This window comes from Hydrogenophaga sp. RAC07, from assembly GCF_001713375.1.
Lineage (GTDB): Bacteria > Pseudomonadota > Gammaproteobacteria > Burkholderiales > Burkholderiaceae_C > Hydrogenophaga.
Map to the genome: position 1 here is coordinate 375,020 of NZ_CP016449.1, position 24,659 is coordinate 399,678.

A 24,659-nucleotide genomic window follows, 5' to 3' on the forward strand; every position below is an offset into this window, starting at 1 on the left:
CCGGACCATTTGATTGACCAATACAACTAAGCTCAGGGTATTCACCCAGAGGAGGCGACATGTCTGAATCCCGGCCTGGCCAATCCGACGAGGCCAGTGAACTGTTCCTCTACCGTCTCGCGCGACTGCAGGCCGTGGCCGTCGCCCCCGTGGGGCGCTTGTGCCATGCACGCTATGGCGTTTCCCGCCGCGAATGGCGCCTCATTGTCGTGCTCGCCCGACACGGGCCTGTGCTGTCGTCTGAACTGGCGGATCTTGCGCAACTTGACCGAGCGCGCACCTCACGTTTTGTCTCCGCGCTCGTTGACAAAAAATTGATCTCGCGAGAAGTGATCCCCAGCGACCGCCGCCAGGCGCGGGTGTCACTCACGGAAGCAGGCCGCACGCTGTACGGCGAGTTTCTGCCAGTGGTGATTGAGCTCAACCGGCAGTTGCTGCTTGTATTGGAGCCCGGAGAGATCGCCCAACTCGACGGACTGGTTCAGCGTCTGGCCGAACGGGCCAAGGCCAACCTGGAAGCCCTCGATCTGCCGAAGAAGGCCACCTCCCAAAAGGCTTCTCGGCGCTGACTGCATTGGCAAGTTTCCCCGCCTGGGCGGCTGCAGAGGGGTCTCTTTCCGCAGCAATTTCGACGGTTGGGTCCTGTCAGTCTCAGCGCTGGCCGATCTTCACGTCCCCAAACAGCTGGCTCATGCCGCGTGGCTGGCTGCGCCAGTACTGCGGCGGAGCGTCCACCTGCGCGCCGAGCTGGGCGGCGGCGTGCCAGGGCCAGCGTGGGTCGTACAGCATGGCGCGCGCCATGGCCACGAGATCGGCGCGGCCGCTGGCGATGATGTCTTCGGCCTGCTCGGGCTCGGTCACCAGGCCCACCGCAATGGTGGGCAGGCCTACCTCGCGCTTGACCTGTTCGGCCAGCGGCACCTGGTAGTTGGGGCCGAGCGGGATCTGCTGCAGCGGCGAAATGCCCGCGCTGGAGATGTGCATGAAATGGCAGCCGCGCTTTTTGAGCTCGTGGCCGAACACCACGCTTTGCGCTGCGTCCCAGCCGCCGTCCACCCAGTCGGTGCCCGACAGGCGCATGCCGAGTGCCATGGTGGCCGGCAGCACGGCGGCCACCGCGTCGAACACCGCCAGTGGGAAACGCATGCGGTTCTCCAGCGAGCCGCCGTAGGCGTCGGTGCGCTGGTTGGAAATCGGCGAGAGGAACTGGTGCAGCAGGTAGCCGTGCGCCGCGTGCAGTTCGATGGCGTCGATGCCGATGCGCTGGGCGCGCAGGGCCGCGTCCACAAACGCCTGCTTGATGCGGTCCAGGCCCGAGGCATCGAGCGCATGCGGTGGCGGTTCGTGCGCGAGGTGTGGGATGGCCGAGGGCGCCAGCGTTTCCCAGCCGCCGTCGTCGGGCGCGATGAGCTGCCCGCCTTCCCACGGCGTGCGGCTTGACGCCTTGCGCCCCGCGTGCGAGAGCTGGATGGCGATCGGCATGGCCGAGTGCTTGCGCACCTTGGTGAGCACCTCGCCCAGCGCGTGCTCGTTCGCCTCGTTCCACAGGCCCAGGTCGGTCGGCGAGATGCGGCCTTCGGGCGTGACGGCCGTGGCTTCCAGGATCAGCAGGCCCGCGCCCGAGAGCGCGAGGTGGCCGAGGTGGATCAGGTGCCAGTCGGTGGCGTTGCCGTGGTCCGCCGAGTACTGGCACATGGGGGCGATCACGATGCGGTTTTTCAGGTGCAACGGACCGAGATGAAAAGGCGAAAACAGATGGCTCACGGGAGGTCCTTGAAACGGAGGGAACGGTTGAAGGGCGGGCTCAGGCGCTGCCCACGGGGTCGAAGCTCAGGTGGTCGCGCACCCAGTCGGCCGCATTGGCATAGACCTCGCCTTGCGAGCCCACGGCCACGTAGTCGGGGTGCCGCACTTCGAGCGGGCCTTCCAGCGTGGCCAGCAACGCCACCGTGTCGGGCGGCACCTGCACCAGCCGGCTGCGCTCGACCTTGCGGTAGCGCCCGGGCCCGGCCGTTTCGTAAGTGCGCGCGAAGAGATCTTTCTTGATCGGCCAGGCCGTGCCATCGTCCTGCACCACCACCCAGTCCACGCCCGGGTCCGCGGTGAGATCGCCCCAGGCCACCGAAAAGGTCTCCCGGCCGCGCGGCTCACGAATCGCCACCGTGAAGCGGCGGGAGGCCGTGCGCGGCGCGCCCCAGGCGGGCGGGATCTCGCTGGCGTGGCCAATGGATACGCGTTGTTCGGGCATGGGTCAGTTTGCCTGCGACTCGTCAAGGATCTGAAACGTCAGGCCCGCATGTTCCTGCAGCCGGCGCACGAGCGTGAGCCCCATGGCCGCACCGGGCGTCCACACGCCGCCGGGGGTCGAGTCGTGGCCGGTTTCGCGCGCCAGGCACAGCGCCGTTTCGCTGATGAGTTTGCAGGTGGAGCCGTAGCCCGGGTCGCGATCGCCCTTCACGCTGGCCCGCAGGGTGCGCCCGTCGGCGGTCTGGCCGATGAACAGCACCTCGTAGCGGCCCTTCTCGCGTTGTTCTTTCGTCGGACCTTGACCCGGCTGCGGCAGCGCAAAACGGCGGATGAGCGCGCGCGTGGGGCCAAAGGCCAGCAGTGCGTTTTGCAGCCGGGTGTTGCGCGCCAGCGCTTTGGCGCGCTTTTCTCCGCCCCTGCCGCTGCCGGTGAGCAAACGTTCGCTGTAGACGAAGTTGGTGCCCCACGGGTGGCCGCGCAGCGCGTGGGTGCGGTGCACGTTCTTGGTGTTGATCGGCGCCATGACAAACGGCCCGCTCCACGACTGCGCGAGTTCGTCGAAAGCGGCGGTGCTGTCGTCGGGCTGCCGGGGACCGCGAAAGCCCGGGGTGAGCGCAAACGGATCGGACAGCGTGCGGGCCAGACCCGGGTCGCGCCCGGCGGCCTCCAGCGTGGCCAGCAGGCTGGCCGCGGTGCCGCCCGAGAAGCCGCCCTTCATCACCTTCACCCGGCCGTGCACCCGCACCAGCGGCGCGCCCAGGCGCTGCATCGCCTCCTGCTGCAGGTAGACCACGCCGAGGTCGAACGGGATGGAATCGAACCCGCACGAAAACACGATGCGCGCGCCGCTGGCCGCCGCCGGGCCTTGCAGGCGCGGGATCATCTGCGCCATCCAGCCGGGCTCGCCGCACAGGTCCACGTAGTCGGTGCCGGCCTGCGCGCAGGCGTCCACCAGCGGCTGGCCATGCGTCTGGTACGGCCCCACGGTGGTGATGACCACGCGGGCCTGAGTCACCAGCCGTGCCAGCGCGGCGGCATCGGTCGCGTCGGCCACCAGCAGGGGCAGGGCGGGGCCGATGCCGAGTTCATCGCGCACCCGGGTCAGCTTTTCCAGGCTGCGCCCGGCCATGGCCCAGGCCACGCCGCCGTCGACACCGTACGTCTTGTGCAGGTACTCGGCCACCAGCCGACCGGTGAAGCCGGTGGCGCCGAAGAGGATGATGTCGAAGGCTTTGTCCATGCGGCATGGTCTCAGAAACGGGGGCTTGCACGGTCGGCCTCAGGGTATCCACGGAGACCGAATGTCGAGCCGGAGACAGCTGCTCACATTTTCACAAAGCAAGTGCTTGTTGAAATTCAACGGCGCTGCTATGGTGGCCGCCATGAACCTGGACATTCCCGAATCCCTGGCCGCCGAGGTGGGTGCCGAAGCGCCGCGCCGCTCGCGTGGGCGCCCGCGCAAGACGGCCGACGAGCGCGACGATGGCAACCGGCGGCGCGAGCTGGTCACTGGTGCGGCGAAGCTGTTCAGGGCGCAGGGTTTTGCCGGCACCAGCACGCGCGACATCGCCACCGCCGTGGGCATGCGTTCGGGCTCGCCCTTCTACCATTTCGAGAGCAAGGAAGCCCTGCTGGCCGCGGTGATGCTCGAGGGCATGCAGGGCGCGCTGCAGCGGCAGAACGCTGCACTGGCCGGCCTGCCGCCGGGTGCCGATGTGCGCGAGCGTTTGCGGGTGCTGGTGCGCAACCACTTCGACGTGCTGCTGGGGCCCGACAGCGATTTCATTCCCGTGATGCTCTACGAATGGCGATCGCTCGACGCCACGCAGCGCAGCGAGGTGAACGGTCTCAAGGACGACTACGAAGCGGCGTGGGTACCGGTGTTCGAGGCACTGCACGCCACCCGCCAACTCGCCGGCGATCCGGTGCTGGCGCGTCTCATGATCTTTGGCGCGCTCAACTGGTCGGTGCAGTGGTACGCACCGCCCTCGGGCCGCAGCGCCAAGGCCCGCGCGCGCGCCTCGCTCGACGACCTCACCACTTCGGCCTTGCAACTTTTTCTGAAGGAGCCGACATGAGCAACGAACACACCCATTACCGGTCTGCGTTTGCCCCTGGCCTGCTGCACGGCCGCGTGATCGTGGTCACCGGCGGCGGCTCGGGCATTGGCCGCTGCACCGCGCACGAACTCGCCAGCCTGGGCGCCCATGTGGTGCTGATCGGCCGCAAGCTGGAGAAGCTGCAAGACACGGCCGGCGAGATCGTGGCCGACGGCGGGCGAGCGAGTTTTCACGCCTGCGACATCCGCGACGAGGACGTCGTGCGCACCGTGGTCACCGCCATCGTCGGCGCGCACGGCCGCATCGACGGCCTGGTGAACAACGCGGGTGGCCAGTACATCACCCCGCTGGAGAACATCAGCGCCAAGGGCTGGCAGGCGGTGATCGACACCAACCTCACCGGCGGCTTTCTCATGGCGCGTGAGTGTTATGTGCAGAGCATGCAGACCCAGGGTGGTTCGATCGTCAACATTGTGGCCGACATGTGGGGCTCCATGCCCGGCATGGGCCACAGCGGTGCGGCGCGCGCGGGCATGGTGAACTTCACCGAGACCGCAGCACTGGAATGGGCACGCAGCGGCGTGCGCGTGAACGCGGTGGCGCCGGGCTACATCGCCTCCAGCGGCATGGACCACTACCCCCCGGAGGCCGGCCCCATGTTGCGCGAGATGCGCGAGACCGTGCCGGCCGGGCGCTTCGGCAACGAGGCCGAAACCTCGGCCGCCATTGTGTTTCTGCTCTCACCCGCGGCGAGTTTCATCAGCGGCAGCGTGTTGCGCGTGGATGGCGCGCGCCCGCAGGTGCGCATGGGCTGGGGGCAGGTGGCGGCACCCGTGGAGGTGCAGGACCGCGACGCGGTGAAACCCTTCGATGGTTTCCACCGCTACGTGACGCCGAAGGTTTTTCAGGATGTTTGAATCGTCTTTCAATCCGCAGAGCCCGCAGGCGCACGAGCGGCGCGACGCGATGCTTGCGCGCATCACGCAGCTGCGCGCGCTTGAAGACCGCGCCGCCCAGGCCTCGGCCAAATCCAAACCCGTGTTTGACAAACGGGGCCAGTTGCTGCCGCGCGAGCGCGTGGCCCTGCTGCTCGACCCGGGCGCACCGTATCTGCCGCTGTGTTCGCTCGCCGGTTTTCTGCAGGACACCAAGGACCCGGCGAAGTCGGTGCCCGGCGGCGGCATGGTGGCGGGCATCGGCTTCATTGCCGGTGTGCGCTGCATGGTGGTGGCGAGCGACTCGGGCATCGAGGCCGGTGCCATCCAGCCGCGTGGGCTGGAGAAGATCCTGCGCGTGCAGGACATCGCGCTGCAGAACAAGCTGCCGTTTGTGCACCTGGTGGAAAGTGCCGGCGCCAACCTCATGAAGTACCAGGTCGAGGGCTTTGTGCACGGCGGCGCGCTGTTCCGCAACCTCGCGCGCCATTCGGCCGCCGGCCTGCCGGTGATCACGGTGCAGCACGGCTCGGGAACGGCCGGTGGGGCTTACATGCCTGGTCTCTCCGACATCGTGATCATGGTGCGGGGTCGCTCGCGGGCATTTCTGGCCGGGCCGCCGTTGCTGATGGCAGCGACCGGCGAGGTGGCCACCGAAGAGGAGCTGGGCGGGGCGGAGATGCACACCGGTGTGTCGGGCCTGGGGGAGTACCTGGCTGAGGATGACCGGGAGGCGCTGGGGGTGGCGCGGCGGGTGGTGGGGCAGTTGGTTGGGCGCGCCCCCACCCCAACCCTCCCCCAGAGGGGGAGGGAGCTTGAACTCCCTCCCCCTCTGGGGGAGGGTTGGGGTGGGGGCCACGAGCGCCAACCCCTTCTACCTCCCGACGAACTCCTGGCCCTCATGCCCGCCCACCACCGCGAGCCGGTGGACATGCGCGAGGTCATGGCCCGCATCGTCGATGGCTCCGAGCTGCTCGAATTCAAGGCGCTCTACGGCGCCGCCACGCTCTGCGTGCAGGCCCGCATCCACGGCCACGCGGTGGGCATCGTCAGCAACAACGGCCCGATCGACGTGGCCGGTGCCAACAAGGCCACGCACTTCATCCAGTGGATGTGCCAGCTCGGCCACCCCATCGTTTATCTGCAGAACACCACCGGCTACATGGTGGGCAAGGACAGCGAGCAGGGCGGGATGATCAAGCACGGCAGCAAGATGATCCAGGCCGTGACGAATGCCACCGTGCCGCAGATCACCATCCAGTGCGGGGCGTCGTTCGGTGCGGGGAACTACGGCATGTGCGGGCGCGGCTACGAGCCGCGTTTTCTCTTCAGCTGGCCGCAGGCCAAGACCGCGGTGATGGGCGGCGAGCAGGCCGCGCGCACCATGAGAATAGTGGCCGAGGCCGGCATGGCGCGCAAAGGCATCACGCCCGACGCGGTGCAGATGCAGGCGCAGTTCGACCAGATCGTGAACGTGTTCGAGAGCCAGGCCGACGCCTTCTACACCAGCGGTCTGGTGCTCGACGACGGCGTGATCGACCCGCGCGACACCCGCGCCACGCTCGCCTTCTGCCTGGACACCTGCGCCGAGGCCGCCGCGCGCGAACCCCGGCCCATGCAGTTCGGCGTGGCGCGCATGTAGGCACCCATTCAAAACAACAGGAGACAAGACATGCAGTTCACCCACGAGCACCGCGAGATCCAGAAGACGCTCAAGCGCTACATCGACGAACACATCAACCCGCAGGTGGACGAATGGGAGAAGGCCGAGATCTTTCCGGCGCACGAGGTGTTCAAGGGGCTGGGTGATCTGGGTCTGCTCGGCCTGACCAAGCCCGAAGCGTTTGGCGGCGCGGGGCTCGACTACTCCTACGGCATGGCCATGGCCGAGACGCTGGGCCACATCCACTGCGGCGGCGTGCCCATGGCCATCGGCGTGCAGACCGACATGGCCACGCCCGCGCTCGCGCGCTTCGGCAGCGAAGAACTCAAGCGCGAGTTTCTTGCGCCCGCCATTGCGGGCGACATGGTGGGCTGCATCGGCGTGAGCGAACCCGGTGCCGGCAGCGACGTGGCGGCCATCAAGAGCGTGGCGCGCAAGGACGGCGACGACTACGTGATCAGCGGCCAGAAGATGTGGATCACCAACAGCCTGCAGGCCGACTGGATGTGCATGCTGGTCAACACCAGCGACGGCCCGGCGCACAAGAACAAGAGCCTGGTGATGGTGCGCATGCGCGAGAACGGCAAGCTCGTCAAAGGCATCGAGGTGGCGCAGAAGATCAGGAAGATCGGCATGAACAGCAGCGACACCGGCCTCATCTACTTTGACGAGGTGCGCGTGCCGCAAAGCAACCGCATCGGCCAGGAGGGCGCGGGCTTCATCTACCAGATGCAGCAGTTTCAGGAAGAGCGCCTGTGGTGCGCGGCCAGCACGCTGGAGAGCCTGACCAACTGCATTGGCTGGACGGTGGAGTGGGCGCAGGAACGCAAGCTGTTTGGCGCCAGCCTGGCCGACCAGCAGTGGGTGCAGTTCAAGCTGGCCGAGCTGAAAACCGAGGTGGAAAGCCTGCGCGCACTGACCTACCTGGCGTGTGAACGCTACATCGCCGGCGAAGACGTGACCGAGTGGGCCACCATGGCCAAGCTCAAGGCCGGGCGCCTGAACCGCACCGTGCCCGACACCTGTCTGCAGTTCTGGGGCGGCATGGGCTTCACCTGGGAAAACAAGGTCTCGCGCATGTACCGCGATGGCCGGCTCGCGTCGATTGGCGGTGGGGCGGACGAGGTGATGCTGGGGATCCTGGCGAAGACGATGGGGATTGCGAAGAGGGCGGTGAAGTGAGGTTGTTTCGCGCGGGCCCCCACCCCTGCCCTCCCCCAGAGGGGGAGGGAGCGAAGGCAGAACTCCTCCTGGTTCCCCCTCCCCCTCTGGGGGAGGGAGCGAAGGCAGAGCTCCCCCTCGTTCCCCCTCCCCCTCTGGGGGAGGGCAGGGGTGGGGGCTCGCCCGCCGACACATTGCAGGACACCCCACGATGACCCCCTTCCACACACAACGCCAAGGCGACACCGAACGCTGGACCCTCAACGACCCCGCCACGCGCAACGCCCTGAGCGACGCCATGGTGCTCGGCCTGTTTGAAGCCACCCTGCGTGCACAACAAGACGACAGCCTGCGCATCATCGTGCTCACCGGCGCGCCGGGTGCCTTCACCGCCGGTGGCAGCCTGGGCAACTTCGCCAGCGCCATCGGCCAGCCGCTCAAACCCGGCGAAGACGATCCGCTGATCGCCATGAACCGGGGCTTTGGCGATGTGTTGCACGCGCTGTGTGCGCTGCCGCAGCTGCTGGTGTGCGCGGTGGACGGCGCGGCCATGGGCGGGGGCTTTGGCCTGGTGTGTTGTGCCGACCATGTGATCGCCACCGAGCGTTCGGTGTTCGGCACACCCGAGGTCACGCTCGGCCTGCCGCCGGCGCAGATTGCGCCCTTTGTGTGGATGCGGCTGGGCGAGGCGAAAGCGCGCCAGTGTTTGCTGCAGGGCCTCAGCTTCAAGGCCGAAGCCGCCATGCAGCTGGGCCTGGTGGACGAGGTGGCCGACGACGGCGAACTGGAGCAAGGTTTGCAGGACCGGCTGGCCCGCTTGAGACGCGCCGCACCCGGCGCGGTGGCCAGCACCAAACGGCTGCTGCAGCGCCTGCGCGGTGACGTGCCCGATTTGCGCGAGGAGGCGGCCCGTGCATTTGCTGCGGCGCTGCGCAGCCCCGAAGCCTCAGCGGGACTGTCCGCGTTTGCCAAGAAGCAGCCGGCCCCCTGGGCTGGAAACGTGCCCCCACGCTCCACCGCTGCGCGGGTCGCTGCCCCCCAAGGGGGCGAATCCGGCTTGGGGCGGCCCGGCGCCGGAGTTGATTCATGAAACGCCTCCTGATTGCCAACCGCGGCGAAATCACCCGCCGCGTCATCCGCACCGCGCACGCCATGGGCATCGAGACCGTGGCCGTGTTTTCCGAGTCCGACGCCCACGCGTTGCATGTGCGCGAGGCCACCAGCGCGTTTGCGCTGGGCGGCACCACCTCGGCCGAGTCGTACCTGCGCGTGGACCGCCTGCTGGACGCGGCGCTGGCCACCAACGCCGACGCGGTGCACCCCGGCTATGGCTTTCTCAGCGAGAACGCCGACTTCGCGCAGGCCGTGATCGACGCCGGCCTCACCTGGGTCGGTCCACCGCCAGCGGCCATCCGCGCGCTGGGCAGCAAGTCGGCCGCGAAGGCACTGGCCGTGGCGCACGGTGTGCCTTGTCTGCCCGGCTACTTTGGCGACGACCAGAGCGAATCCACGTTTGAGGCCGAGGCGCAGCGCGTGGGGTTTCCGCTGATGGTGAAGGCCGTGGCCGGTGGCGGCGGGCGCGGCATGCGCCTGGTGCACAGCGCCGACCAGTTGTTGCCTGCGCTCAGGGGCGCACGCTCGGAAGCCCTGAGCGGTTTCGGCAATGGCGACCTGCTGATCGAGCGCGCGCTGCTGCGCCCCAGGCATGTGGAGGTGCAGGTGTTTGCGGATGCGCACGGCCACTGCGTGCACCTGGGCGAGCGCGACTGTTCGGTGCAGCGTCGGCACCAGAAGATCATTGAAGAAGCGCCGAGCCCTGCGGTGTCGCCCGAGCTGCGGGGCGAATTGGGGCGCTGCGCCGTGGCGCTGGCGCAGGCGGCGGGGTATGTGGGGGCGGGGACGGTGGAGTTTTTGTTGGAGGGCAGCGCTTTCCACCTCATGGAGATGAACACGCGCCTGCAGGTGGAGCATCCCGTCACCGAGGCACTCACCGGTCTTGACCTCGTTGAATGGCAACTCCGCGTCGCGCGCGGCGAACCGCTGCCCCTCACGCAGGCACAGATCACCTTCAACGGCCACGCCATCGAAGTGCGCCTGTGCGCCGAAGACGAGCACCACACACCGCACACGGGCCGCGTGCTGCGGTTCGCCGAACCGCCGATGGTGCCCGGCCTGCGCTTTGACCACGCGCTGGAAACCGGCAGCGAAGTCAGCCCGCACTTTGACGCCATGCTCGGCAAGCTGATCGTGCACGCGCCCACCCGCAGGGATGCCATCGACCGCCTCGCCCACGCGCTGGACCAGACGCGTGTGCTTGGCCTGCCGACCAACCGCGCGTTCCTTGCGGCCTGCCTGCGCCACCCGGTGTTTCACGAGGGCGGTGCGCTCATTCCCTTTCTGGCCGAGGAGGGCGACACCGTTCGCGCCATGCTGCTGCCCCCGCCCGACGCGGTGCTGGCCAGCGTGCTCGGCGCGGCCTTCAGCGCGCAGGCCCCGGCCACCGCGCTGGCCTGCCCCTTTGCCCGCCCCCTGCGCTGGCAACACGGCGAGCAGGTGCTGGACCTGGCCGCGCGAGAGCTCGGGCAGGGCGCGCTGAGCGTGGCCTGGGGCGAGCGCACAGCGCAGGCGCGCGTGAGCCCGGGCCGCGTGGTTGTGGACGGCATCGGCTGGCCTGTGGCGGCTGTGTCGCTCGGCGCGGGCCGCTGGCAGGTGCAAGCCGGTGCCCACACCATCGAGCTGCTTGACCTCAGCCTCGTGCCGCGCGAGCGCGCAGGCGGTGTGTCGGCCGCGCGCGAGTTGCGCGCCCCGTTCAACGGCAAGCTCATCGCCGTGCACGCCCAAGCTGGCGCCACCGTTGCCAAAGGCGAGCCGCTGCTGGTCATCGAATCCATGAAGCTCGAACACACCCTGGCCGCGCCGCGCGACGTGACCGTGGACAACGTGTCGGTGGCCGCTGGCCAGCAGGTCGCGCCCGGACAACTGCTCATCACCTTTGCCGCATGAACACGACGCACGACTTCACCCCCGAAGACCGCACCGCGCTGCTCGACACCGTGCAACGCTTCGCCACCCAGGCCATCGCGCCGCATGTGAACGCGTGGGACGAGGCCGGCGAGTTCCCGCGCGGCCTGTACCACCAAGCCGCCGAACTCGGCCTGCTCGGCCTGGGCTACCCCGAGCACCTGGGCGGCACGCCCGCGCCCTGGAGCGTGCGCAACGGCATGTCTCAAACGCTGGCGCGCCATGGCGGCAGCGGCGGAGTGATGGCCAGCCTGTTCACGCACAACATCGGCCTGCCGCCGGTGCTGGCGCACGGCACACCCGAGCTGCAGGCCGAGGTGATCCCGCCGGTGTTGCGTGGCGAGCAGATTGCAGCCCTGGGCATCACCGAGCCCGGCGGCGGCTCGGACGTGGCCGCGCTGCGCACCACCGCGCGGTTGGAGGGCGACGAGTACGTGATCGACGGCGAGAAGGTGTTCATCACCTCCGGCATGCGCTGCGACTGGATCACGCTGGCGGTGCGCACCGACCTGAACAGCAAGGGCGCCAGCGGCATCAGCATGATCGTCGTGCCTTGCCACACCCCCGGCATCTCGCGCAGCAAGCTGCACAAGATGGGCTGGCACTGCAGCGACACCGCGCAGCTGCGCTTTGACGGTGTGCGTGTGCCCGCCCGCTACCGGTTGGGCGCCGAGGGCGCAGGCTTTCGCATGATCATGGGCAACTTCAATGGCGAGCGCCTCGCCATGTCGGCCATGGCGCTCGGTTTTTCGCAGGCCTGCTACGACGAAGCCCTGGCCTGGGCCCGCCAGCGCAGCACCTTCGGCGCACCCCTCATCGAACGCCAGGTGATCCGCCACAAGCTCATGGACATGCAGATGCGCATCCAGTCCACCCAGGCCTGGGTGGACGCGCTGGGCGCGCGGGTGGACGCGGGAGACAGTGGAACCGACTGGGTGGCACAGGTCTGCCTCCTGAAAAACCACGCCACCCAGACCATGCAGCACTGCGCCGACGCTGCCGTGCAGATCCTCGGCGCCATGGGCTACATGCGCGGCACCGTGAGCGAGCGTGTGTACCGCGAGGTGAAGGTCATGATGATCGGCGGCGGTGCCGAAGAGATCATGAAAGAACTCGCCGCACGACAATGGGCCCTATGACCAAAACAACAACGACCCCCTACGCACCCGTCGAATTCGAGCCCGAATTCATCGACGCGCTCAAACACCTGTTTGAAGAAAAGATCGTGTTCAACCAGGTGCTGGGTTTGAAGATCGTGAGCATCACGCCCGACAAGGTCGTCGGCCGCATCGACATGAAGCCCCAGCTGGTCGGCCACTACAGCCACAACCGCATCCACGGCGGCGTCATCAGCGCCTGCCTCGACGCCATGGGCGGCCTGGCCTGCATGGCCGCCATCGGCGCGCGCCACATGATTGAGCCCCCCATGCAACGCCTGCACCGCTTCAGCAAACTCGGCACCATCGACCTGCGCATCGACTACCTGCGCCCCGGCATCAGCGACCACTTTGAACTGCGCGCCGAAGTCATGCGCCTGGGCTCGCGCGTGGCGAGCACACGCATGGAGTTTCTGGGGGCGGATGGGAAGTTGATGTCGACCGGGGCGGGGGCTTACATCGTTTCGTGACCTTTCCCAACCAACAACCAGGAGACTAGCCATGATCAAAGTCAGCGTGATGTACCCCAACACCCCTGGCGCGAAGTTCAACCACGACTACTACCGCGACCAACACATGCCCATGGTCAAGGCCAAGCTGGGCGCGGCGCTCAAGTCCTACACCGTGGACAAAGGCATGGCCGGCGGTGCCCCCGGCGCACCCGCCACCTACGTGGCCATGTGCCACTTGTTCTGCGATTCGGTGGAAACCTTCCAGGCCGGATTCGGACCCCACGCCAAAGACATCATGGCCGACGTGCCGAACTACACGGACATCGCACCGGTGATGCAGATCAGTGAGGTGGTGGTTGGGTAGTGGCGGGTTAGCTGATCAAGGTGACCACCGTTGGTCCATGGACGAGGCGCTTTGGAAGCGCCTGAGTCGCTTTAGAAGACTCAGCACTATCGACCTGCGCCCCGACATCAGCGAACACTTTGAACTGCGTGCCGAAGTCATGCAACGGGGCTCGCGCGTGGCCAGCACTCGCCTGGAGTTTTTGGGGTCGGACGGGAAGCTGTTGTCCACTGGAGCGGGTGCGTGCGGCAGCGCAGGTCCTGCGGTGGCGGGTCAGGCGGTCAGTAGAACTTCCTGAACTTCGGAGACGTCGAGCGAAGGCAGGCTTCCGACGTTGATGCTGTACTTGACGCCGGTCACACCGAGTGGCGGAACATAGTCGTCGGGGAGCCGGGGGAATGTGCCGGCAACCTCGAACACGTGGACATTGCGGAATGTAAACCGTAGCAGGACACCGGTCTGCCGCAGGCTTTCGTGCCAGCCGAGCTGTGCCAAGCGCATATCAAAGACGTCGAGCGCATGTCCATCCGATCCGAGCTTCTCTCGAATTTCATCGACGCGGTCTGCGAGGGTTTCGTCGCCACCCAAGCTTCTTTCCAGCATGACGCTGACGAACAGGAGGCGTTTGCTGACGGGAGCTTTCAGCTGATCGAGGCGGGAGATCTCATGTTTCGGCTCAGACCGCGTAGTTGTCTTTACCTCGACATGGACTCCCTGTCCGATTAAATCGTGGCGTTCACTTTCCGGGCCGCTCCAGAGGTGGCAGATCCGCGGGCCTAGCGTCGGCAACAGCACATTCGACAACACCCAGAGTTCTCCGAACAAGCCGATCTGCTCCGTTGCGCCGAGGTCGGGCGCGAGCGGGCGCAGTGCCGCGCGCATTTCGTCGATGATCCGTTCGACCGAGACCGCAGGATCACGGCCTTCAATGCGAATGGCATGCAGGACTTTGTTTGCGACGAGCGTCAGCAGCTCTTCGTGGTGGCTGCGGGCGGAGACATCAAGCCACATCTGTCCGCCTTCCAGGATACGTACTTGAAGGCTCTGCAGGTCCGGAGGCAGATTTTGTGGAGCGACATCGATGGCAAGAAGCAGGTGCAGTCGTCCGTCGTCTGAGACGCCGATCAGTGCAAGTTCCAAATCTTCGGCTACTTGTTCGTAGACGTCCTCATGTGGAAGGCGCTGTTCGCGCAGGCTTGTCCATCGCTCTTGCGTGATCTCACCCATGGCGGACCCCACGGTTCACGACAAACCGTTCTTTGCCGTCAGTGGTCCAGGGTAGTGATAGCGCGAGGCCAAGCACGGCCTGTGTCGGCGCGCGCAGCGGTTCCGGATCGAGTGGGTACAGGAGCAGCAGTCCTTGCTGAGCAGGCCGGTCCTCGCGCATAGCCCTAGCGTTGAAGCCGTATTCCGCCCGGTAGTTGTCCGGTCCGCCATGGAGATCAACACCTTCGTGGCGAGGATCGATCAGGATGCCGATCGACTCGTTGGCTTGCAGCGAACGCCGCACAAGTCCGAACGGCCTTCCTCCGAGGAGTACCTGCCGGTCACGCTGCGGGTTGGCTACGAACACTTTCCAGTTCACCAACTCTCCCGCTTCCGCGCGCTCCAGGATCCAGTCGGCAATCTCAGCCCCTAAAAATGCAATGCTATTCGGGTGTCCTTCATAGCGCTGCAGAAACAGCGCAATATCCTCGGCTGGTACATCGTGTGCGATAGCGCCGCCGTGAACATCCTGAGTTGGGGGGTGCTGTCGCAGTAGCGCGGACGCAAGGTCTAAATTCCGCTCAAGCAATTCGCGGTCGTACAGGGGTAATAGGATGGTCTGGGGATTCTCCCCAGACCATGACCGCGCGTCATCCGTCTGCATCCTGCTCTTGTTCTTGCTTGTAAGCAGCAGCTTAGAGTGGGCGCGCATCCTTATGGCCATCTGATCGGGTTTGCGGCCGGCCTTGTTCAGTGCAGTGATGGATTCACGCAGGGACTCTTCGACCAATGCCAGCTCCACAAACCATTGCGCGATGCCTTCAGTGGTCCAGATGCGAATCAGATCTTCATAGCCAGCCCGAAAACCGTACCAGCGGGCCTGTTGGCTTCCGTTGAAAACTGACCCACTTAGAGCTGCAATTTCCATTTAAAGCTGACCCACGTAAGAACCCTATCCTGCTGCTTTTAGTAGCAGGAGATTTCAGGAGTGATAGACGTGGCGACTTTAAGTGTCATAAGACGCTGGGCATTGCGCGAGCAGATGTCCATCCGCGAGATCTCCAGGCGCACAGGCCTGGCTCGCAATACCGTTAAGAAGTACCTGCGGGCGGGCGACGAAGAGCCCCGCTATGCCAAGCGGACGAGCACCAGCAAGCTCGATCCATACGCTGACAAGCTTTCGACCTGGCTCTTGATCGAGGCAACAAAGTCGCGGAAACAGCGGCGCACTTTGCTGCAGCTCCACACAGACGGCGCTTTTGGATCGGCTGACGCACCGATGCCATATTCTGGAGACCGGAAACGACAGCTATCGGTTCAAAAACAGTTCAGCAGGCCCCAAGTCTGAAAAGGAGAAAACGAAGCACTTATCCACAACGTGAGCTGCTTTGCTCACACAAGCGGGTGGGTCAGCATTCGATGGAAATCTCGGGTCAGAGATCAGTGGAACTCAACAAGCTTGTGCACGGAATGGGCTTCAGGTATCGCTTGCACCGAAAGGATTTGCCAGGTTCGCCGGATCTTGTTTTTCCGCGAATGAAGAAGGTGACTTTCGTGCATGGCTGTTTCTGGCATCGGCATCCTGGTTGCAGGTTTGCCTACACCCCGAAGTCGAATGCGCAGTTCTGGCTGAATAAGTTGGAGGGCAACACGCGGCGCGATGCATTGGCTTTGGCAGCGCTGGTTGCCCTGGGATGGCAGTTTCTGATCGTTTGGGAGTGCGAGGTTTGCGATCTGCCTCAGCTGACCCGGAAGCTGAGGTCGTTCCTGGAGGCAGATCACTGCTGATCATTGAGCTGGATGGCGACGGACTTTCTCTGAGATTTTCGGCACCGCAGCCGACCTTGCTGTTGGTCTCGTTGGTCTCTACCTTTGTCTTTTGGGTATCAATGGTCTGTTCGGTCATGTTGTGCATCGAACAGTGAACTCCGGGCAGGTTCCCCGGGTTTAAGTGGCCTCACCCCCCACCAAGCCACCCCCACCGCCACCGCAAACCCCGTGTACCCCGCCACAAACACCCACCAGGGCGCCTCCCAGTACAGCAGGCGTGACAGCCAGTGCTCGATGAAGCTTTCGCGGTAGCCGCTTTGGCCGGCGAGGCGGCGCAGGTCTTGTTCCCACACGGTCAGGGGGCAGAGCTGGCCGAGCCAGGCCTGGGCGGCGATGAAGACCATCAGGGCCAGGTGGGTGAGGCGCAGGCCGAAGTGGCGCACCCAGCGCCAGCCCAGGGCACCGCCGAGCAAGACGAGGGGCAGCAGGCCGACCACGAAGAGCACGATGCCCATGTGCAGCGCCAGGATGGCGTCGGCGAGCCACAGGGCTTGGGTGGGTGTCATGGTTCAGCCCAGCGCATTGGTGTCGATGTCGGGGTGCCGTTTGCGGAGGGCTTTCAGGCCTTCCAGCGCGCGGCGTTGCCAGCCCGGGCCGCGGTTGATCAGGTCGAGCCAGGTCTCGTTCAAAAGGTCGGCGTCGTTCTCGGCCAGGTATTCAATGAGCGACGCGGCCTGGTCGAGGTCTTTGGTGGCCTTCACCCGCATGTCTTGTGGGCGCTCGCCGTACACCAGCAGCTTGTGCAGGGCATACTTTTCGGGGGGCGGCGCGTTCACGGTGATGGCGCCGCGTTGCGCGAGCAACGTCACCTGAATGGGCGCCTCCATGGAAAACTCCATGAACTTCAAGGGCTGCATCGTGGCGTTCAAGGCCTTGATCAACACGGGTGTGTCGCCGCCCCGGTGGGTTGAGGTCACAAAGTCGATCTGCAAATCCTGCTCGTCGGACTTGATGTAAGTGGTGAGGCTGCTTACCGGCACAAAGCCCATCTTGAGTGCTTCGATTTCGCTGCCCATGTCCATGGTCACGTCCGACGGAATGGCCACCGACACGTTGCGCCCCGCGTGTGCGAAGTCAAGGTCGACGGTTTGTGCACCAGCATGCCAGCGCACACCCAGGTAGTTCTGGTACGCCATGTACACATGTGTGCCCACCAGGATGCCGCCCGCCATGAAGAAGCCGGCATCGGCCAACCGCTCGATGATCTTGGCGTGAGAGGGAACGATGGCCGGGCAGCCCGCTGCAATGGCCTGGCGCGTCAGCTGCCGCAGGTGCGTTTTGGATTCATCACCTTGGCGGTGCAGCTCGATCATGGCTGTGAGCTCGTCGCTGTCCGTGCCCAGGAAGATCTGCTTTTGTTTGCCCGTCAGGTCGGCGGTCTGGTAGTACCAGTAGTGGTGGCCCTTGACGGATTTGCGGGAGAAGCTGCCCGGCAGTGATGCCACCGAACGAACGCTGTCCAGCATGCTCGCGCTTCTCACCGCGGCGTACGCGGTCTGGGCTGCGGTCGAGAGTGGTGTGTAGAGCATGCTCGTTATACTGAAAAAAATAAAAGTCAGTATAACCAGCTGCTTCATGGGTTGGAAGCCCGGAAACCCACCGGCGAAAAAAAACCGCCAGCACACAAGGTGTTGGCGGTTTCACGCATGGCCTGCCGAGGCAGGCAACGTGTCATTCGTTGATCACACAGCGCTCACTTGGCGGCGTCGATCTTCATGTACTCGGACACCACTTTCCAGCGGTTGTCCTGCAGCTGCGAGAGGCGGGTTGAATTGCTGCCCAGGCGCTTGGTGGGGCTGAAGGTCATTTCGGCGCTGCCGAAGATATCGGGCGGAATGACCATGGTGTCCATCGCCTTGATGAAGCTCTCGGTGGTCAGGTTGTTGCCGGCCTTGCCTGCGGCGCGCAAGAAGGTGTCCACCAGCGAATAGCCATAGACCGAGAACACGGTCGGGTCTTCGTTGAACTTGGTCTTGTACTTGTTGGCCCAGAACCGGATCGGCTGCGAGGCTTCGTCGGTGTAGGGGTTCTGCACCGTCATGGTGGCGTAGAAGCCGTTCATGGCGGGGCCGCCGAGCTTGTGGATCAGGTCGGTGTAGGCGGCGCTGGAGCCGATGAAGGTGGGGTTGAAGCCCAGGCGCTTGGCCGTGGCAATGCCGCCGATGGTCTCGCGGATGATGGTGCCCATCACGACCATGTCGCACTGCTCGGAGGCCAGCTTCTGCATCTGCGACGAGAAGTCGGTGGCGCCGCGCTTGTAGCTGGTTTCCACGGCGAGCGTCATGCCGGCGGCTTTCAGGCCGTCTTCAGCGCCGCGCTTCACCTCCAGGCCGAACTCGTCGTCCTGGTACATGGCGCACACCTTCTTGGCGCCTTTTTCCTTCGCCAGCTTGGGCACGGCGATCTTCATCTGGTCGTAGTAGGTGGCGGCAAAGCTGTACTTGAGCTTGTGGAAGGGCTCGTACATTTCGCGCGCTGCGGTCACCGGAAAGAAGTTGATCACGTTCTTCTGGAACTGCACCGGCATGGCGGCCATGTTTTGCGCGGTGCCGATGTGGCCCACCATCGCAAAGATCTTGTCCTGGTTCACCAGCTTCTGCGCGGCCAGCACGGCGCGGCGCGGGTCGTAGGCCGAGTCTTCCACCACCAGCTTGATCTTGCGGCCGTTGATGCCGCCTTGCTCGTTCACCTCGTCCACCCGCAGCATCATGCCCAGGCGCACCTGCTTGCCAAAGCCGGCAATGGGGCCCGAGAGGTCTTGAATGGAGCCGAGCACGATTTCGTCTTTGCTCACGCCTTGCGTTTGCGCGAAGGCCGCGCTGCTGCCCGCGGCGAGCAGGGCGGCAACCAGTGTCAGTCGGGTTTTCATCTCTTGTGTCTCCTGGGGTGGTGGTCAGATGGTGGCGGTTGAGGTGAGGGGTCAGCTGTACATGGCGTTGATCTGCGGCTCGTATTTGGTCTGCACCAGCTTGCGTTTGAGCTTCATGGTGGGGGTGAGTTCTTCGTCTTCGGCGCTCAGCTGGGTGTCGAGCAAAAAGAACTTCTTGATCTGTTCCACCCGGGCAAACTTTTTGTTCACGCGATCGATCTCGGTCTGGATCAGCGCCTGCACCTCGGGCGCGCGGGTGAGGCTGGCGTAGTTGGAAAACGGCACGTCGTTGTCCTGCGCATACTTCTCCACGTTCTCCTGGTCGATCATGATGATCACGGTGAGGTAGGGCTTCTTGTCGCCGATCACCACGGCGTCCGTCACGTACGGCGAAAACTTGAGTTCGTTCTCCAGTTCGCTCGGCGTGATGTTCTTGCCCCCTGCGGTGATGATGATGTCTTTCATGCGGTCGGTGATGCGGAAAAACCCTTCCTCATCCACCACGCCCACATCACCCGTGTGCAGCCAGCCCTCGCTGTCGATGGTCTCGGCGGTCTTCTCGGGCAGGTTCAGGTAGCCCATGAACACGTTGGGACCGCGCACCAAAATTTCGCTGGTCACCGGATCGAGCTTCACCTCGTTGTAGCTGGCGGCGGGGCCGATGCTGCCGGGCTTGATGCGCTCGGCCGGGATGCCGGTGGACGCACCGCAGGTTTCCGTCATGCCCCACACCTCGAGCATGGGCACGCCCAGCGCCAGGTACCAGCGCACCAGCTCGGGCGAAATGGGCGCCGCACCCGTGACGAGAAAACGCGCCTTGTGGATGCCGATGAGCTTGCGCACGTTGTTGAGCACCAGCGTGCGCGCCACATGAAACTGCAGGCGCAGACCACCGGGCACCGGCTTGCCGGCCATCACCAGGTCGGCCACGCGCTGGCCCACGCCAATCGCCCAGGCGTAGGCGGCCTGCTGGATCTTGCCGGCTTCCTTCAGCGTGATCATCACGCCCGAATAGAACTTTTCCCACACGCGCGGCACGGCGGTGAACACCGTGGGCGCGATCTCGCGCACGTTCTCGGGCACCGTCTCGGGGTTCTCCACAAAATTGAGCTTGGCTCCGGTGTAGAGCGAAAAATACTCGCCGCCCATGCGCTCGGCGATGTGGCACAGCGGCAGAAAACACATGCACTCGTCCTGCTCGCTGCGGGCAATCAGCGTGTTGTAGCCGCGCACGGTGTAGACCAGCGCCTTGTGCGAATGCATCGCGCCCTTGGGCCGGCCGGTGGTGCCCGAGGTGTAGACCAATATGGCCAGTTCGTCGGGCTTGCAGCCGGCCACGCGGGCTTCCAGCATGCCGGGGTGCTGCTGCAGGTGGGCGCGGCCCAGCTCGCGCAGCTGCACCAGGCTGATGACCTGCGGGTCGTTGAGCTCGCGCAGGCCTTCCATGTCCTCCACGACTATTCTGCGCAGCTTGGGCAGCTGGTCGCGCACTTCCAGTGCCTTGTCCAGCTGTTCGTCGTTCTCCACAAACAGCACCGTGGTGCCCGAGTCGGCGCAGAGGTACTGCACCTGCTCGGCCGCGTCGGTGGGGTAGATGCCGTTGGACACACCGCCCGCGCTGAGCACGGCCAGGTCGCAGAGCACCCATTCGATGGTGGTGTTGGACAAGATGGACGCGGTCTCGCGCGGCTCGAAGCCGATGGCCATGAGGCCGTGCGCAATCTCGCGCACCGCATCACCGGTCTGCGTCCAGCTCCAGCTGCGCCAGATGCCGAACTCCTTCTGCCGCATCCACACGTTGGGCCCGCGCGCTTTCACCCCGTTCCAGAACAGCGCCGGAATGGTCTCGCCTTCGAGCACGATCTTGTTTTGCGGCTGGATGCCGGAGAGGTCCCACAAGTTGCTCATGTCATCTCCAGTTTTTCTTCTTCTTCCAGCGCCGATCGGCCCGCACGCCTTCTTCCTTCATGCCGAGGTAGAACTCCTTGATGTCGTCCTTCTCGCGCAAGTTGGCGCAGGTGTCTTCCATCACGATGCGGCCGTTCTCCAGCACGTAGCCGTAGTCCGACGCATTGAGTGCCATGTTGGCGTTTTGTTCCACCAGCAGGATGGTGGTGCCGCGCTCGCGGTTGATGCGCACCACGATCTCGAAGATCTCTTTCGTGAGCTTCGGGCTCAGGCCCAGGCTGGGTTCGTCGAGCAGGATCAGATCAGGGTTGGCCATGAGCGCGCGGCTGATGGCCAGCATCTGCTGCTGCCCGCCCGAGAGCAGGCCCGCGTCTTGTGCGGCGCGCTCGCGCAGGATGGGGAAGTAGTTGAACACCAGCTCCATGTCGCGCGCCACGCCGTCGCGGTCCTTGCGGGTGTAGGCGCCCATCAGCAGGTTGTCGCGCACCGAGAGCAGGGCGAACACCTCGCGCCCTTCGGGCACGTGGCTCAGGCCCTGCTGCACCACGAAGGCCGGGTCCTTGGCGGTGATGTCTTCACCCTTGAACTCGATGGAGCCCTTGCGCGGATCGATGATGCCGCTGATGGTCTTCAGGATGGTGGTTTTGCCCGCGCCGTTGGAGCCGAGCACGGTGGCGATCTCGCTGCGGCGCACCTGCAGGCTCACGCCGCGGATCGCCTTGATGGGGCCGTAAGCGCTCTCGACGTTGAGCAGCTTCAACACGGGGGCGTCGGAGGTGGCAACGCTCATGACCTTGCTCCCACTGCAGCAGGCTTGTGGTTTTCGCGGCGCAGGCCCGATACGTCGTCCATCGAGCCCAGGTAGGCCTCGATCACGCCCGGGTCGCTCTGCACCTGCGCCGGCGTGCCCGACGCCAGCTCGGTGCCCATGCTCATGGCCAGCACGCGGTCGGACACCTTGGAGACCAGGGTCATGTCGTGTTCCACCATCAGCACGGTGATGCCGAGTTCGTTCTTGATGTCGGTGATCCAGAACGCCATGTCTTCGGTCTCCTCCACGTTCAGGCCCGAGGAAGGCTCGTCCAGCAGCAGCAGCTTGGGCTCGGTGCACAGCGCGCGCGCGAGCTCCACCACCTTGCGCACACCGTAAGGCAGGCCGGCCACCATGCTTTCGCGGTGGTGCTGCAGGTCCAGCAGGTCAATCACTTGCTCCACCTTCTCGCGCGCCTCGATCTCGGCCGCGCGCGTCTTGCTTGTGAAGAAGATCTCGCTCCACAGCCCGGTCTTGCGGTGCGTGTGGCGGCCGATCAGCAGGTTCTGCAGCACGGTGGCGTGTTCGAACAGCTCGATGTTCTGGAACGTGCGCGCGATGCCGAGGCTGGCAATCTGGTGCGGCGCCTGGTCGGTCAGGCGCAGCATGCCGTCGGGCCCGGCGTAGTCGATGGTGCCGGTGGTGGGCGTGTAGATGCGGCTGATCAGGTTAAACACCGTCGTCTTGCCGGCACCGTTGGGGCCGATCAGGGTGAACACCTCGCCGCGCTTGACGTCAAAGCTTACGTTGTTGACCGCGAGCACGCCGCCGAAGCGCACGCTCAAACTTTTCGCCGATAGAAGGATGTCGCTCATAGGACCTGCTCGGAGAGAAATACGGACGGCCGCCGGGCCGCCCCAAGGCCGGCCAGCCCCCTCGGGGGGCAGCGCAGTACACGAAGTGACAAGCGTGGGGGCATCATTTGAGACGGTCCGACTTCTGGAAGCTCTTCTGCCGCTTGAACATGCCCTTGCGATAGAACGGGAACAGCTGGAAATAGGCGCGGATCTTGAGCCAGCGGCCATACAGGCCCATGGGCTCGAACAGCACAAACGCGATCAGCACCAGGCCGTACACCGTGCCTTGCAAACCGGCCGCCTGGCCAATGGCCGCGGGCAGGAAGTCCTTGCCCAAGGCAATGAGCTGCGGCATCACGATCAGGAAGATGGCGCCGAGGAACGCGCCGTGGATCGAGCCCAGCCCGCCGATCACCACCATGAGCAGCAGATCGATCGACTGGATGATGCTGAACTGCTCGGGCGAGAGGAACTGGATCTTGTGCGCGTACAGCGCGCCGCCAATGCCGGCGAGTGCGGCCGAGAGCGCGAAGCTCATGGTCTTGTAGCGCGCCAGGTGAATGCCCATGCTCTGCGCCGAAATCTCCGAATCGCGGATGGCGACAAACGCGCGCCCGGTGGATGAGCGCATGAGGTTGGCAATGGCCAGCGTGGCCAGCACCGTGACCACCAGGCACAAAAAGTAGAACTCGTTGGTGGACTCCAGCTCCCAGCCGAAGAGCGCGGGCGCATTGACCACCAGGCCCGAGTTGCCGCCGGTCACGTGTTCCCAGCGCGCCATGATTTCTTCAACGATGAAACCGAACGCCAGCGTGGCCATGCCGAGGTAGATGCCCTTCACCCGCAGCGCCGGCAAGCCCACCACCATGCCCACCGCGGCCGAGAGCAAGCCGGCGCAGGCCAGCGCCAGCGGGAAAGGCAACCCGGCGTTGACCATGATGGCCTGCGTGTAAGCGCCCACGCCCAGAAACGCGGCGTGGCCGAGCGAGAACAGGCCGGTGAAACCCGCCAGCAACATCAGCCCGAGGCCGACGATGGAATAGATCAGCACAAAGGTGAGCTGGGCAAGCCAGTACTCCTGGATCACCCACGGCGCGGCCACGAGGAAGAGGCCCAGCAGGCTGTACCAGAAGGTCTGCCCGCCATGCTTGGCGAGTTTGATGTCCTGGTTGTAGTCGGTCTTGAAAAGGAATCTCATGGTTCTCGATCAGTTGGGGTCAGAGCACGTCGCTGCGCGAGTGGTCTGACCCCCAAGTCATCACACTTTCTTGCGCAGTTTTTCGCCAAAGAGGCCGTTCGGTTTGAGCACCAGCATGATCAGCACCACGATGTAGGGCGCCACGTCCTTGAAGCCTTCAGGCAGATAAAAGCCCGAGAACGCTTCGACGATGCCGATGATCAAGCCGCCCACGATGGCGCCGGGCAGGCTGGTGAAGCCACCCACCACCGCAGCCGGAAAAGCCTTGAGACCGATGAAGCCCATGTTGGCGTGCACGAAGGTGATGGGGGCGAGCAGCAGGCCGGCAATGGCCGCCACCGCCGCGGCCAGGCCCCACACCAGGCCGTTGAGTCGTTTCACCGGAATGCCCATGTAGTAGGCCGCGAGCTGGTTTTGCGACGAAGCCTGCATGGCGATGCCGAGCTTGCTGTAGCGGAACATGGCGAACAGCCCCAGACACAGCAGACCGGTGACGCCGATCACCACGATCTGCTCGGCCGAGACCACCAGTCCACCCATGCGCAACACCTGGCCGGCGTAGGGCACGGGCAGGGTGTGGGTGTCGGTGCCGATGTTGGGGATCATGGTGATGAGCCCGCGCAGCACGTAACCCACACCGATGGTCAGCATGACGATGGAGAACGCGGGCTGCCCCAGGATGGGGCGCACCACCGCGCGTTCGAGCACCACACCAAAGAGGCCCATGGCGATGATGGCGGCGGGCACCGCGAGCCAGAAGGGCAGACCGAGCACCGTCATGGCCGCGAGGGCGGCGAAAGCGCCGACCATCATCAGGTCGCCCTGCGCAAAACTCACGGTTTCGGTCGCCTTGTAGATCAGCACGAAACCCAGGGCGATGAGTCCGTAGATACAGCCCTGGGCCGCACCGCTGATGAGCAGTTGCAGCAATTGCACGCATGTCTCCTGTTGTTCTGGCGCCGCCTTGTCGGGGTTGCGTGCTGCAAACTGTGTGGCAGCCT

General features: G+C 65.1%; 24 protein-coding genes and 3 pseudogenes. 14 read left to right on the forward strand and 13 right to left on the reverse strand.

The annotated features are described in order from the left end of the window. Nucleotides 1-59: 59 nt before the first annotated feature. Nucleotides 60-569, forward strand: a complete 510-nt coding sequence (locus BSY239_RS01670) for a MarR family winged helix-turn-helix transcriptional regulator (protein WP_069045307.1) — start codon at nt 60-62, stop codon at nt 567-569. Between the two features lie 82 nt (nt 570-651). Here BSY239_RS01670 and BSY239_RS01675 read toward each other — a convergent pair whose 3' ends face one another. From BSY239_RS01675 to BSY239_RS01685, 3 genes are read right to left on the reverse strand one after another with little or no spacing between them, the layout of a single operon-like run. Continuing rightward, on the reverse strand, nt 652-1,764 hold the full coding sequence (locus BSY239_RS01675) for an NADH:flavin oxidoreductase/NADH oxidase (protein ID WP_069045308.1): 1,113 nt from the start codon (nt 1,762-1,764) through the stop codon (nt 652-654). Nucleotides 1,765-1,804: 40 nt separating this feature from the next. Continuing rightward, nucleotides 1,805-2,248, reverse strand: a complete 444-nt coding sequence (locus BSY239_RS01680) for a hypothetical protein (protein WP_069045309.1) — start codon at nt 2,246-2,248, stop codon at nt 1,805-1,807. A gap of 3 nt (nt 2,249-2,251) precedes the next feature. Continuing rightward, on the reverse strand, nt 2,252-3,487 hold the full coding sequence (locus BSY239_RS01685) for a saccharopine dehydrogenase family protein (protein ID WP_069045310.1): 1,236 nt from the start codon (nt 3,485-3,487) through the stop codon (nt 2,252-2,254). Nucleotides 3,488-3,629: 142 nt separating this feature from the next. On the opposite strand from BSY239_RS01685, the gene BSY239_RS01690 reads away from it, so the two are divergent. The 10 genes and pseudogenes from BSY239_RS01690 to BSY239_RS22760 all read left to right on the forward strand — a co-directional run. Further along, nucleotides 3,630-4,325, forward strand: coding sequence for a TetR/AcrR family transcriptional regulator (locus BSY239_RS01690; protein ID WP_069048709.1), 696 nt, complete (start codon nt 3,630-3,632; stop codon nt 4,323-4,325). After that, entirely contained in the window at nt 4,322-5,224 is a 903-nt protein-coding gene (locus BSY239_RS01695; RefSeq protein ID WP_069045311.1) for an SDR family oxidoreductase, read from the forward strand. The genes BSY239_RS01690 and BSY239_RS01695 overlap by 4 nt, the downstream gene beginning before the upstream one ends. Then, complete coding sequence (locus BSY239_RS01700; protein WP_069045312.1) at nt 5,217-6,884, forward strand: acyl-CoA carboxylase subunit beta; 1,668 nt, start codon at nt 5,217-5,219, stop codon at nt 6,882-6,884. The genes BSY239_RS01695 and BSY239_RS01700 overlap by 8 nt, the downstream gene beginning before the upstream one ends. A 30-nt stretch (nt 6,885-6,914) precedes the next feature. Continuing rightward, on the forward strand, nt 6,915-8,087 hold the full coding sequence (locus BSY239_RS01705; protein ID WP_069045313.1) for an acyl-CoA dehydrogenase family protein: 1,173 nt from the start codon (nt 6,915-6,917) through the stop codon (nt 8,085-8,087). 190 nt (nt 8,088-8,277) lie between these two features. Further along, on the forward strand, nt 8,278-9,156 hold the full coding sequence (locus BSY239_RS01710; protein WP_083239758.1) for an enoyl-CoA hydratase/isomerase family protein: 879 nt from the start codon (nt 8,278-8,280) through the stop codon (nt 9,154-9,156). Next, the gene (locus BSY239_RS01715; RefSeq protein WP_069045314.1) at nt 9,153-11,069 is read left to right on the forward strand and encodes an acetyl/propionyl/methylcrotonyl-CoA carboxylase subunit alpha; all 1,917 of its coding nucleotides are present in this window, start codon (nt 9,153-9,155) and stop codon (nt 11,067-11,069) included. Before BSY239_RS01710 ends, BSY239_RS01715 begins: the two co-directional genes overlap by 4 nt. Further along, nucleotides 11,066-12,226, forward strand: a complete 1,161-nt coding sequence (locus BSY239_RS01720) for an acyl-CoA dehydrogenase family protein (RefSeq protein ID WP_069045315.1) — start codon at nt 11,066-11,068, stop codon at nt 12,224-12,226. Before BSY239_RS01715 ends, BSY239_RS01720 begins: the two co-directional genes overlap by 4 nt. Further along, complete coding sequence (locus BSY239_RS01725; RefSeq protein WP_442905757.1) at nt 12,214-12,714, forward strand: thioesterase family protein; 501 nt, start codon at nt 12,214-12,216, stop codon at nt 12,712-12,714. Before BSY239_RS01720 ends, BSY239_RS01725 begins: the two co-directional genes overlap by 13 nt. Before the next feature lie 31 nt (nt 12,715-12,745). Beyond that, nucleotides 12,746-13,060, forward strand: coding sequence for an EthD family reductase (locus tag BSY239_RS01730; protein ID WP_069045317.1), 315 nt, complete (start codon nt 12,746-12,748; stop codon nt 13,058-13,060). A gap of 37 nt (nt 13,061-13,097) precedes the next feature. Next, nucleotides 13,098-13,337 (forward strand): annotated as a pseudogene (locus BSY239_RS22760) (hypothetical protein); the annotation flags it as partial. On the opposite strand, the gene BSY239_RS01735 reads toward BSY239_RS22760, so the two are convergent. After that, nucleotides 13,313-14,266 (reverse strand): PD-(D/E)XK motif protein, encoded by a 954-nt coding sequence (locus BSY239_RS01735; protein ID WP_069045318.1) that lies wholly within the window; start codon nt 14,264-14,266, stop codon nt 13,313-13,315. The pseudogene BSY239_RS22760 and the gene BSY239_RS01735 overlap by 25 nt on opposite strands. Next, nucleotides 14,259-15,173, reverse strand: coding sequence for a Z1 domain-containing protein (locus BSY239_RS01740; protein WP_216637493.1), 915 nt, complete (start codon nt 15,171-15,173; stop codon nt 14,259-14,261). Before BSY239_RS01740 ends, BSY239_RS01735 begins: the two co-directional genes overlap by 8 nt. A gap of 60 nt (nt 15,174-15,233) precedes the next feature. Between BSY239_RS01740 and BSY239_RS01745 the strand changes: the two are divergent. The 3 genes and pseudogenes from BSY239_RS01745 to BSY239_RS01750 all read left to right on the forward strand — a co-directional run. Beyond that, a pseudogene (locus BSY239_RS01745) lies at nt 15,234-15,497 on the forward strand (IS21 family transposase); the annotation flags it as partial. Further along, nucleotides 15,496-15,627, forward strand: a pseudogene (locus tag BSY239_RS21895) (ATP-binding protein); the annotation flags it as partial. The pseudogenes BSY239_RS01745 and BSY239_RS21895, both read left to right, overlap by 2 nt. A 61-nt stretch (nt 15,628-15,688) precedes the next feature. Beyond that, nucleotides 15,689-16,033: a very short patch repair endonuclease gene (locus BSY239_RS01750; protein WP_236944123.1), complete on the forward strand. Its 345-nt coding sequence runs from the start codon at nt 15,689-15,691 to the stop codon at nt 16,031-16,033. Between the two features lie 98 nt (nt 16,034-16,131). Here BSY239_RS01750 and BSY239_RS01755 read toward each other — a convergent pair whose 3' ends face one another. From BSY239_RS01755 to BSY239_RS01790, 8 genes are all read right to left on the reverse strand, one after another. After that, entirely contained in the window at nt 16,132-16,581 is a 450-nt protein-coding gene (locus BSY239_RS01755) for a DUF2784 domain-containing protein (RefSeq protein ID WP_069045320.1), read from the reverse strand. Between the two features lie 3 nt (nt 16,582-16,584). Then, the gene (locus BSY239_RS01760) at nt 16,585-17,604 is read right to left on the reverse strand and encodes a GSU2403 family nucleotidyltransferase fold protein (protein WP_069045321.1); all 1,020 of its coding nucleotides are present in this window, start codon (nt 17,602-17,604) and stop codon (nt 16,585-16,587) included. A gap of 164 nt (nt 17,605-17,768) precedes the next feature. Further along, on the reverse strand, nt 17,769-18,944 hold the full coding sequence (locus BSY239_RS01765) for an ABC transporter substrate-binding protein (RefSeq protein WP_069045322.1): 1,176 nt from the start codon (nt 18,942-18,944) through the stop codon (nt 17,769-17,771). A gap of 51 nt (nt 18,945-18,995) precedes the next feature. After that, nucleotides 18,996-20,852 (reverse strand): AMP-dependent synthetase/ligase, encoded by a 1,857-nt coding sequence (locus BSY239_RS01770; RefSeq protein ID WP_069045323.1) that lies wholly within the window; start codon nt 20,850-20,852, stop codon nt 18,996-18,998. Nucleotide 20,853: 1 nt separating this feature from the next. Continuing rightward, nucleotides 20,854-21,642, reverse strand: coding sequence for an ABC transporter ATP-binding protein (locus tag BSY239_RS01775; protein ID WP_069045324.1), 789 nt, complete (start codon nt 21,640-21,642; stop codon nt 20,854-20,856). Then, complete coding sequence (locus BSY239_RS01780; protein WP_069045325.1) at nt 21,639-22,478, reverse strand: ABC transporter ATP-binding protein; 840 nt, start codon at nt 22,476-22,478, stop codon at nt 21,639-21,641. Before BSY239_RS01780 ends, BSY239_RS01775 begins: the two co-directional genes overlap by 4 nt. Nucleotides 22,479-22,581: 103 nt before the next feature. Beyond that, nucleotides 22,582-23,658 carry a branched-chain amino acid ABC transporter permease gene (locus BSY239_RS01785; RefSeq protein ID WP_069045326.1) on the reverse strand — a complete coding sequence of 359 codons (1,077 nt, stop codon included), beginning with the start codon at nt 23,656-23,658 and terminating at the stop codon, nt 22,582-22,584. A gap of 60 nt (nt 23,659-23,718) precedes the next feature. Beyond that, a complete protein-coding gene (locus BSY239_RS01790; RefSeq protein ID WP_069045327.1) occupies nt 23,719-24,594 on the reverse strand; it encodes a branched-chain amino acid ABC transporter permease in 876 nt (291 codons plus the stop codon). Nucleotides 24,595-24,659: the final 65 nt, after the last annotated feature.